Genomic DNA, 8,007 nt, shown 5'->3' on the forward strand with positions numbered 1-8,007 from the left:
GGATCCGCGAAAATGCCGTCACTCCGATTCCGGATACACAAATTCAAACACCCGCACCACTTCCGACGCATGCCAGGACGCCGCGGCGATCCCGTCGGATGGCCCCGAAAAACGCCCGAGGCGTTCAACGCATTCGAAAAAACCGGTGCGCGGCAAACGGCTCGCGCCCTGGCTGATCACCAGCGCACTGCGCAACGGCTGCTCGGCGCGAGCATCCAGCGCGGCCAGATGCTCAAGCGCGGCAGTGAGGGTTTGCATCGCGGGGCTGGGCAGTTGCAGACGCTCCAATAGCGCGCGATAGGTCAACAAGTGGCGCTGGCGACGCGCCTGATCCAGTTCAGCCAAAAGCCCTTCCCAGTGCTGGCGACTGATGCGTACGCTCATACCTCACCTCGCCAGCCAGCGACACCCAATTCCCAGGCCAGGCTGCGGCGGATAGCGGCGTCGGGCTGGCGCACCCCACTTTCAATCAATTCCAGGTACGAAGGGCTGATGCCTACCGTGCGCGCCAACTGCGCGACTTCCAGCCCCTTGGCCGCTCGAAGCGTCGCCAACTGATCCAGACCTGGCAAATCAGCATCAGCAGTGGCCTCCTCCGGCTCGACCGGCTGAGTGCTCGACGCAGGGCTTCCTTTGGACACCAGACCTGCTGCGCGAAGCAATGCCTGGTACTGAGCCCATGGCAACACTGCGTACTCTGGCTCTCCATCACGAGAAATGACCTGAAGATCCATACAACCCCCTGTAGGACAACTACACATGCGAGTAGGCGTTTCCATGTTGCTGCATCTTAACAGCGGATGAAGGCCATATGCCTTTCTTCAATGTGTAACTGCGTCTTATATCGCGGCAAATGGCCGTATAGACGTCAATCCTTGGCTTTTTCCTGTTCAAGCAACGCTGGTGTAGCCGGCAAACGTTCCACCACCAGCAGCTTTTCAGGCGCCTGGCGCTCTCGCCATTGGCGAAACGCCGACAACTCGGCTTCCAGATGCTTCATGACCCACGCCAGCACCGCGATGTCGTCGAGCATGCCCAAGCCCGGGATCCAGTCGGGAATGGCGTCCAGCGGGCTGAGGAAGTACATCAGCCCGGCAACAATGGACAGAATCGCCGTCGGGCTGATCGCGCGATACTCGCCGCGCCAGTACGCCAGGCACAAGGACTGCAAAAGCCGCAGATCGTCCTTGATCTTGCCCAGGCGACTGCCTTCCGCAGAGCCCTTGCGCGCAACGGCAAACAGCAAGCCTGGCAAACGCCCTGCCGCCATCAATCGGCGAGCCATGGGTAAATAGCGAAGAAAATTCCACGGTGCTTTCATGTGCACTCCTGTTGAGCGACTTTTCTGTGAATAAACGCCGATCCTACAATTTCCGGCGTCTGGTCATCAAAAAGGTTATCCACACAACTTGTGGATAACCTTGTGAACAGAGCTTCTTTTCAGGCCGCAGAGGCCCGCTCTATAGGCTCCTGACTCAAATCGGGCGTTTTTTAGTCACCTGAAAAAAGCCACAAAATTCGTTGACTTGCAGGCCTGTGGAAGTTACCCACAGCCAAGCCTGTGGATTAATGTTGGATCGTCTGACAATCGACAGACCCATCTCTCGCTGCTGTAGTTGGGACTGCACCCGTTTGCATCCGTTCGACAAATTACACAGAAACGAAAACGCCCCGTCGAAACGGGGCGTTTTGCTCAAGCCTGAACCGCTACTTATTTTTTAGTAGCAGGTGCAGTCTCTTCTTCCTCGTCAGCATCAGCGCCAGGAGCCGGCATCGAAGCAGGATCCTTGATACCGAGCAGTTCCAGGTCGAAGACCAATACCGAGTTGGCAGGGATCATCGGGCTAGGGCTCTGTGCGCCGTAAGCCAGATCGCTCGGGATGTAGAGCTTGATCTTCTCGCCCACGTGCATCAGTTGCAGGCCTTCAACCCAACCCGGAATCACACCGCTGACCGGCAGATCAATCGGGCTGCCGCGCTCAACAGAGCTGTCGAACACCTTGCCGTCAGTCAACTTGCCTTCGTAGTGAACAGTCACAACGTCGGTCGCCTTAGGCTGAGCGCCATCGGCTTTCTTGACGATTTCATATTGCAGGCCGGATGCGGTGGTAACTACACCGGCTTTCTTGCCGTTTTCTTCGAGGAATTTCTTGCCGGCCGAGGCCGACTCTTCGCTCATCTTGGCCAGACGCTCTTCGGCACGCTTTTGCAGCGCGGCGAAAGCCTCGACCAATTCATCATCCTTGAGCTTCTGTTCTTTCTTGCCGACGGCGTCTTCGATGCCCAAGGCTACTGCCTTGGAATCCAGATCATCCATGCCTTCCTGAGCCAGGCTTTTGCCCATGTTCAGGCCAATACCATAAGACGCTTTCTGTGCCGGGGTTTTCAGCTCAACAGTGCTGGCTTGCTTATCACAACCTGCGAGTACCAGACCGACCAGGGCAATCGCCGCTGCCAACCGATGCTGTTTCATGCTAATTCCTTGTTCATGCGCCAATAGGGCAAACGAGTAAAGCCGCGAGCTTATCAGGCCGCCGCGATCAATGGCTACCGGCATGAGAGGCAGAAAATACAGATAAGTTCAGGTATCCAAAGGTTTTCTTGAGATGCAGGGCCGCTTGTTCAGTTCGGGTTCAGGGACTTTGAGCAGAATCGTACAAATCTACTAGATTCGTCCTACACATCAAATCGTTTGAATAGGACGGCGCAGAGGCAAACTGAAGACTCTCCGCAGCGCATGAGCGCTATATAAAGGAGGGGAAAAGGCGGGAATGAAAAAACGCAGACAAAGAAAAGCCCGCACTAGGCGGGCTTTCTTTTGCTTCAAGGAGTTCAAGGGCCTTGAAGCGGAATATGGCGCAGCGGACGGGACTCGAACCCGCGACCCCCGGCGTGACAGGCCGGTATTCTAACCGACTGAACTACCGCTGCGCGTAACACTTTGAATGATTGGTGGGTGATGACGGGATCGAACCGCCGACCCGCTGCTTGTAAGGCAGCTGCTCTCCCAGCTGAGCTAATCACCCTTCACTCATCGTGTGGCGCGCATTCTACGTAGCGACCCTACCTCTGGCAAGCACTTTTTTAAATAATTTTTATAATCCTTCCAAAGGCTTAGCGCAGGGTTGGCCGCAAGCCCCGAGGAGCGAATAATGCCCCCCTTTGTATAGAAGGAGAGATTCACCTCATGTGGTTCAAAAACCTGCTTATCTATCGCCTGACCCAGGATCTGCCTTTTGACGCCGAGGCGCTGGAAACCGCACTGGCGACCAAACCGGCCCGCGCCTGTGCCAGCCAGGAGTTGACCACTTACGGTTTCGTCGCCCCTTTTGGCAAAGGAGAAGACGCTCCACTGGTACACATCAGCGGCGACTTCCTGCTGATCGCGGCACGCAAGGAAGAACGCATCCTGCCGGGCAGCGTCGTGCGCGACGCGGTCAAGGAAAAGGTCGAAGAGATCGAGGCCGAGCAAATGCGCAAGGTCTATAAGAAGGAACGCGATCAGATCAAGGATGAAATCATCCAGGCGTTCCTGCCCCGCGCCTTTATTCGTCGCTCCGCCACCTTCGCCGCCATCGCGCCGAAACAGGGCCTGATTCTGGTCAACTCGGCCAGCCCCAAGCGCGCCGAAGACCTGCTGTCGACGCTGCGTGAAGTGATCGGCTCGCTGCCGGTGCGTCCTCTCACTGTCAAGACCGCGCCAACTGCGGTCATGACCGAGTGGGTCACCACGCAGAAAGCGGCTGACAACTTTTTCGTGCTCGACGAATGCGAACTGCGTGACACCCATGAAGATGGCGGGATCGTGCGCTGCAAGCGTCAGGACCTGACCAGCGATGAAATCCAGCTGCACTTGAGCACTGGCAAAGTCGTTACCCAACTGTCCCTGGCCTGGCAGGACAAGCTGTCCTTCGTGCTGGACGACAAGATGGTGGTCAAGCGCCTGAAGTTCGAAGACCTGCTGCAGGATCAGGCGGAACAGGACGGCGGCGACGAAGCCCTGGGCCAGCTCGACGCCAGCTTTACCCTGATGATGCTGACCTTCGGCGAGTTCCTGCCAGAGCTGGTTGAAGCCCTGGGCGGCGAAGAATTACCGCAGGGGATTTAAGACCTCATGCCATTGTAGGACCGGCTTTAGCCGGGAGAGCATCTTGCTGATCAAGGAGATGCAGCGAAGGTACCGGCCCCCCTCCCGGCTGAAGCCGGTCCTACGGATGTTACAAAAAGCCATTTAACCCAATAAAAAAAGGAACCCGCCATGCGTGCATTGGCAGCCTTGAGTCGTTTTGTCGGTAATACCTTTGCGTACTGGGTGCTGCTGTTCGCCGTGTTGGCGTTCCTGTTCCCACAATGGTTCATCGGTCTGAAAACGCTGATCGTCCCGCTGCTGGGGCTGGTGATGTTCGGCATGGGCCTGACCCTCAAGCTCGATGATTTTTCCGAAGTTGCCCGCCATCCGTGGCGCGTGGCCCTGGGTGTGGTCGCGCATTTCGTGATCATGCCCGGCGTAGCGTGGTTGCTGTGTCAGGTGTTTCATCTGCCGCCGGAAATCGCGGTCGGTGTGATTCTGGTGGGCTGCTGCCCGAGCGGCACGTCTTCCAACGTCATGGCCTGGCTGGCCAAGGGCGATCTGGCCCTGGCAGTCGCCATCGCAGCAGTCACCACCCTGCTCGCCCCGCTGCTGACGCCGACCCTGATCTGGTTCCTGGCCTCGGCCTGGTTGCCGGTGTCCTTCATGGATATGTTCTGGTCGATCCTGCAACTGGTCATGCTGCCCATCGTGCTCGGCGTGCTTGCGCAACGCTTGCTCGGCAAGCGGGTCAGCTATGCCGTGGACGCACTGCCACTGGTTTCGGTGGTCAGCATCGTGATGATTGTCTGCGCCGTGGTTGCCGCCAGCCAGGCGAAAATCGCCGAATCCGGCCTGCTGATCATGCTCGTGGTGATCCTGCACAACAGCTTCGGTTTCCTGCTGGGTTACTTCACCGGCAAGGTCTTCAAGCTGCCATTGGCGCAACGCAAATCCCTGGCGCTGGAAGTCGGCATGCAGAACTCCGGCCTGGGCGCGGCACTGGCCAGCGCGCACTTCTCGCCATTGGCGGCGGTGCCTAGCGCGTTGTTCAGCGTCTGGCACAACATTTCCGGCGCACTGCTTTCGACGTACTTCCGCAAGATGAAAGAGGACGAGGAACCGACGAAGGCTCCGGTTGCCGTCGTCGACTGATTGCCGGACCGCAATATCGGCAACAAAAAAGGGGGAGCCAGTGATCTGGCTCCCCCTTTTCATTCAAGCGCGTTCTGTTACCAGAAGGTGCCGCGCAAGGTCAGCATGTGGTTGCGCGGTTCACCGTACCAGTTGGTGGCGGATGTCGATCCCACGGTGGAGTAATACGTCTTGTCGAAAATGTTGTTGGCGTTGTAGGTGACAGTCCAGTGTTCGTCGACCTTGTATTCGGCCAACGCGTTCCAGACCGCATAACCCGCCTGTTCGAAGTCGTAGGTATTGGTGCCGCCGCTATTGGTCACCGTGCCGCTGTAGTAGTTGGAACTTTGCAGGTTCACACCGCCACCCACTTTAAAGTCCGACAACACGCCGGGCAGCTGATAGGTGGAAAACAGCTTGAACAAGTGCTTGGGCGTCTGGGTGCTGAGCAGCGTCTTGGAGCTCTTGTTGTGGTTCTGGTTATAGGTATAACCCGCCATCAACATCCAGTCAGGCATGATTTCACCCGACACTTCCATGTCGACGCCCTTGCTCACCACTTCGCCGCTACCAATCCAGCAGCAGCTACCGGAGAAATCATAGTCGTTGGCAGGATAAGCCGGATCGCGCACGCCCTGATTGTCACGCTTGGTGTAGTACAGCGCGAAGTTGGTGTTGACGGCGCCGCCGAACAACTCGCCTTTAAGACCGGTTTCGTAGGTCTTGCCTTCCATGGCTTCAAGGGAGGAGCCCGAACCGCTCAGCAGACTTACCTGCGGCTTGTAGATCTCCGAATAGCTGCCGTACACCGACCACTCATCATTCAGGTCATAGACCAGACCGCCATATGGCGTGACTTTGGTCGGTTCGCGCATGGAGATTTCCGATGAAGTTCTCCAGGTGCCAGCATTAAGCGTCTTGTAGGTCTGATCAAACTTGTAGCGTTGCACCCGCGCACCGAGGATCAAGTGCAGCGGCTCGGCCAACTGCATGCGCAGGCTGCCGTACAGACCGTACTGCTTCTGATCGTTGGGGCTGTAATCGCGGGTGTAGTTGGTGTTGTTGGGCGGCTCGGCGAACGGCGTGCTGTCCGGGTCGTAAGGGTTGATTGCGCCACCCACCACTCGGGCAACGCCGAGCCAGCGACTGGTCACGTCCTGATAATCGGCGCCGACGACCAGATCATGTTTCAGGCCGAACATATCGAAAGTACCCGACAGGTTGGTGTCCCACATGCGCTGCTGGTTTTCCTGTTTGGCAGTCGTGCTGCTCCAGGACAATCCGGCTCCGGTCGCCTTATCGACGCCTACACCGCTGACAGTAGTGGTTTTGAAGTAACCGACGTCCCAGAGATCGGTGTAGGAGACGTTGAGTTTCCAGTCATCGGAAAGCTTGTGGTCGATCTTGGCGAAAATCTCGCGGCCTGTGGTGTCGGTATACCCCCAGGCTTGACCCAGACTGGTGTGACGCGGCAGACCGATATCGGAACCGTCGAGGTAGCGCGGCACAGAGTTTTGCGTGCCATTTTCATGGGCTTTGTTGTAGCGGATACCGGCGGTGAGCATGGTGTCATCGGTGACGTCAGCTTCAAGGACGCCATAAACGAACGGTTTTTCCGTGCTGCGGTTATCGATGAAGTACTGCCGATCGGTGTTGGCAACCACCATACGCCCGCGCAGTTTGCCGTCGAAGGCGATCGGGCCGGTGAGGTCCACTTCCTGGCGATAGTTGTCCCAGCTGCCCGCCGACGCGGTGAGTTTCAGCTGATAAGTGTCCATTGGACGCTTGCGCACCATGTTGACGATGCCGCCCGGGTCGCCGGTACCGCCGAACAGTGCCGCCGAACCGCGTAGCACTTCAATGTGGTCGAACTCGGCCAGATCGTAGACGTTGGACGAATAGAAGCTGCCCAGCGAGCTGCCCAACGCCATCGGCGCGGCACCATCGAGCTGGAAGTTTTCGATCTTGAAACCACGGGACAGAATGTCGAAGGTCCGATAAGTGCTGTTCTGCACGGTAATGCCCGGCGTCATGCGCAGTGCATCGTTGATATCGGTCAACTGCTGATCAGCCATCATTTGCTGGCTGATGATGGAGATCGACTGCGGCGTCTGGCGCAGACTGGTAGGGGTCTTCGAGCCCACGCTGGTCAACCCGGTGGTGTAGGACTTGGAGTTCTCAGTCGCCTGGCCCATGCCCTGGCCCTGAATCGTCGTCGCGCCCAGCTCCATCGCGCCACCCGCAAGCGACTCTTCGCTAAGGAAAATCGTGTTGTTTTCGATGCGATACGTCAGGCCGGCGCCATTGAGCAACTTGTCCAGCGCAGCACCCGGTTCAAGGTCGCCATTGACCGCCACGGACTTCTTGCCGCTGACCATTTCTGGTCGATACAGCACTTGCAGCCCGGTTTGCGCGCCCAGCGCATTCAGCGCGGCGTCCAGCGGCTGGGCCGGAATATTCACGTGACGGACTTCGGCGAATACGCCCTCGCACGTCCCCAGCGCCAACCCCAATACCACTACGGATGCGGAAGTTCTCCATGAAGGCATCGGCGATTTCAACAAGCGCCTGGCAAATGTCTGGTTCCTGGATTTCATGCGATGAATCACCCCGATTGAATCGTTAAGTTGGCGGGCCGCCTTCTCTGAGGATGGCTGACCAGTGGAAAATGAGTTGCTCGTCGTTTGCGTGAAGGCGGCGTGTTTACTGCCCAAAGACACGCGCCCAGGCGTAAAGCGGGCAGCGAAAACGGTATCGAGCTTTGAATGAACGAACGGGAAAGTGAAAATTTAGTGAAATGGGGG

At 57.6% G+C, this 8,007-nt stretch carries 7 protein-coding genes and 2 tRNA genes; 2 read left to right on the plus strand and 7 right to left on the minus strand.

The features are described 5' to 3' along the window. Positions 1-18: 18 nt before the first annotated feature. The 6 genes from AABC73_RS21225 to AABC73_RS21250 form a co-directional block, all read right to left on the minus strand. Positions 19-384 carry a hypothetical protein gene (locus tag AABC73_RS21225; protein ID WP_065831301.1) on the minus strand — a complete coding sequence of 122 codons (366 nt, stop codon included), beginning with the start codon at positions 382-384 and terminating at the stop codon, positions 19-21. Continuing rightward, positions 381-734 carry a helix-turn-helix transcriptional regulator gene (locus AABC73_RS21230; protein WP_341520824.1) on the minus strand — a complete coding sequence of 118 codons (354 nt, stop codon included), beginning with the start codon at positions 732-734 and terminating at the stop codon, positions 381-383. Before AABC73_RS21230 ends, AABC73_RS21225 begins: the two co-directional genes overlap by 4 nt. Before the next feature lie 134 nt (positions 735-868). After that, positions 869-1,321, minus strand: coding sequence for a YkvA family protein (locus AABC73_RS21235; protein ID WP_341520825.1), 453 nt, complete (start codon positions 1,319-1,321; stop codon positions 869-871). Between the two features lie 390 nt (positions 1,322-1,711). Next, positions 1,712-2,473, minus strand: a complete 762-nt coding sequence (locus AABC73_RS21240) for an FKBP-type peptidyl-prolyl cis-trans isomerase (RefSeq protein ID WP_341520826.1) — start codon at positions 2,471-2,473, stop codon at positions 1,712-1,714. Positions 2,474-2,854: 381 nt separating this feature from the next. Beyond that, positions 2,855-2,931: transfer RNA gene (locus AABC73_RS21245), tRNA-Asp, on the minus strand. A 19-nt stretch (positions 2,932-2,950) separates the two neighbouring features. After that, positions 2,951-3,026: transfer RNA gene (locus AABC73_RS21250), tRNA-Val, on the minus strand. Between the two features lie 161 nt (positions 3,027-3,187). Here AABC73_RS21250 and rdgC point away from each other — a divergent pair. Beyond that, positions 3,188-4,108: a recombination-associated protein RdgC gene (gene rdgC / locus AABC73_RS21255; protein WP_020289237.1), complete on the plus strand. Its 921-nt coding sequence runs from the start codon at positions 3,188-3,190 to the stop codon at positions 4,106-4,108. Positions 4,109-4,258: 150 nt separating this feature from the next. Then, entirely contained in the window at positions 4,259-5,224 is a 966-nt protein-coding gene (locus AABC73_RS21260) for a bile acid:sodium symporter family protein (protein ID WP_341520827.1), read from the plus strand. Positions 5,225-5,301: 77 nt separating this feature from the next. On the opposite strand, the gene AABC73_RS21265 is transcribed toward AABC73_RS21260, so the two are convergent. Further along, positions 5,302-7,752: a TonB-dependent siderophore receptor gene (locus tag AABC73_RS21265; RefSeq protein WP_341520828.1), complete on the minus strand. Its 2,451-nt coding sequence runs from the start codon at positions 7,750-7,752 to the stop codon at positions 5,302-5,304. Between the last annotated feature and the right edge of the window lie 255 nt (positions 7,753-8,007).

The sequence above is a fragment of the Pseudomonas sp. G.S.17 genome (assembly GCF_038096165.1).
GTDB lineage: Bacteria > Pseudomonadota > Gammaproteobacteria > Pseudomonadales > Pseudomonadaceae > Aquipseudomonas.